At 68.6% G+C, this 2,188-nt stretch carries 2 protein-coding genes; both read right to left on the minus strand.

Annotation, left to right across the window (positions count from 1 at the left end; all coding sequences use genetic code 11):
• Positions 1 to 774, minus strand: a 774-nt coding sequence (locus FWJ67_RS10830; RefSeq protein WP_414482819.1) for an STAS domain-containing protein, incomplete at its 3' end; no start/stop codon positions are given.
• 44 nt (positions 775 to 818) lie between these two features.
• A complete protein-coding gene (locus FWJ67_RS10835) occupies positions 819 to 2,033 on the minus strand; it encodes an HD-GYP domain-containing protein (protein WP_414482820.1) in 1,215 nt (404 codons plus the stop codon).
• Positions 2,034 to 2,188: the final 155 nt, after the last annotated feature.

Genomic DNA, 2,188 nt, shown 5'->3' on the forward strand with positions numbered 1-2,188 from the left:
GGCCAGGGCGAGCGCCGAGCGGAGGTCGCTCACCGTCTCCAGATCCCCAAAGGAGATCCCCATCCGGACCAGGGTGACGGCCACCTGGGGGCTGATGCCGGCCAGAATGCTCCGGGCCCCCACCAGCCGGGCCGCCCGGGTGGTGCGGATCAGGTGGTCGGCGACGCCGGAGTCGATGGAGGGGACGCCCGTCACATCCAGGATCACGATGCGGCTCTGCCTCTCGACGATCCGGTTAAGGAGCTGCTCCATCATCTGCTTGGCCCGGGCACTGTCCACCATGCCCACCAAGGGCATGGCCAGCACCCCGTCCCACACCTCGATGACGGGGGTGGAGAGCTCCCGGATGATCCGGCGCTGTTCCTCTTGGACCTCTTCCGCCCGCCGGGCGGCGTACACCTCGCCCGCGAGGCTGGCCACGGCGCTGTGCATCCGGCTGAGCGCCAGCACGGCGGTGAGGGCTCGCTGGGTGTCGTCTTGGTAGGCTTCGACGACCACGTTGATCAGTTCGCAGGCGGGCGTGAGGCGGGCGAGGACCTGGGGGAAAGACACCTTCTGATCGAAAAGGCGGTTGACGGCTTCACGCACCCAGGTGAAAAAGGTATCCAGGTTCCGGCTTTCCACGGCCCGGCGGAGGACCAGCCAGAGCTCCGCCGGGTAGGCCTGGGCCCAGGAGGGGAGGCCCCCTGGATCTGGCTCGGCCTGGTCGAGAAGGTTCAGCAGCTCACCTAGCCCTCGGTACACCGCCTCGTCCCAGCCCGTCGATGCGGCCATCCCCAGCCCTCCTTGCCGGCCGGGCCCACCTCAAGGAGATCCCGTTAGGGAGAGCCCCTCTCCCCTGCCGGCACCCCAGTGGCGGCAGCCACCTCGGCCCCGAGCCCGGCATCGGCGGCGATGTATCTAACAAACACATCGACCACTTTCGGATCAAACTGAGTTCCCGCACCCGCCTGAAGCCGGCGGATCGCTTCGGCCCGGGGCAGGGCCCGCCGGTAGGAGCGGGTGCTGGTCATGGCGTCGAAGGCGTCCACCACGGTGAGGATCCGGGCTTCCAGGAGGATCTCCTCGCCCGCCAGGCCCTTGGGATACCCGGAGCCGTCCCACCACTCGTGGTGCTGCTCCACGATGTCAGCCACGGGCTGGAGGGCCTGGATCCGCCGCAGGACCTGGGCGCCCAACCGGGGGTGCTCCTCCATGATCCGCCGCTCCTCCTCATTCAGGGGGCCCTGCTTGCAGAGCACCGCGTCGGGGATGGCGATCTTGCCGATGTCGTGGAGGATGCCGGCGTAGGTGAGGTGGTCCAGCCGCTCCCGGCTCAAGCCCATGCGGATGCCCACGGCGACGGCCATCTCCGCGATCCGCTGGCTGTGGCCCTCGGTGTAGTCGTCTTTCTGTTCCACCAGGGAGGACAAGGCGGTGATGGTCTCAAGGAGGGTCTGCCGCTCCCGCACCCGGTAGCGGAGGTTGGCCAGGGCCGTGCCCAGGTGGCGGCAGACGTGGGCCAGCTCCCGCTGGTCCTGGGCGGTATAGCGGAAGGGGCGGGTACTCTCCAGATTGACCACACCGAGCACCTCGCCCCCCGATTGGATCGGAACCGCCAGCTCCGAGCGGATGGGCACCTCCCGGGCGAAGGGAAGGTACCCCGGTTCTTGCCGCACATCGTCCAGGCGGATGCTTTGGCCCGTACGAGCCGCCTGGGCCACCACCCCGGGGCCATCCAGGGGCAGCTCGTCCCCGGGCTCGGTGGGGCAGGGCATGCTATCGTCCAGGCAGCCAGCCGGCGGAGCTTGGGCCAGGAAACGGTGAACCCGGAGGCGGTCGCCCTCCAGGAGGAAGATCCAGACGAAGTCGTCGGGGAAGAGGGCTTGGAGGCCGTCCACCGTCCGATCCAAGAGCTCTTCCCGGTCCAGGGTGTGGGTAGCGTCCGAGATGGCCCGGTGGACCCTCAGGTAGTTGAGGGGCTGGGCCCGGTTGCCAGCCTTGGGCAACGGGTGGGAGCGGGCCAGGCCCAAGCGCCGCTTTATGCTCGCCAAATGCGCCCTCCACCCGTGGATCCGCTCGTCCCAGCGCCGACTCTGCACAGAGACCCACCTCGCCCGTCCGTTCCCCAGCCCCCTTCTTCTCCTTCGAGGAAACCTCATGTCAATCCTGGACAAAGATGAGGAAAGGTTCGGCGGCGGTCCTGAGG

The sequence above is a fragment of the Limnochorda sp. genome, from assembly GCF_047459355.1.
Lineage (GTDB): Bacteria > Bacillota > Limnochordia > Limnochordales > Limnochordaceae > Limnochorda.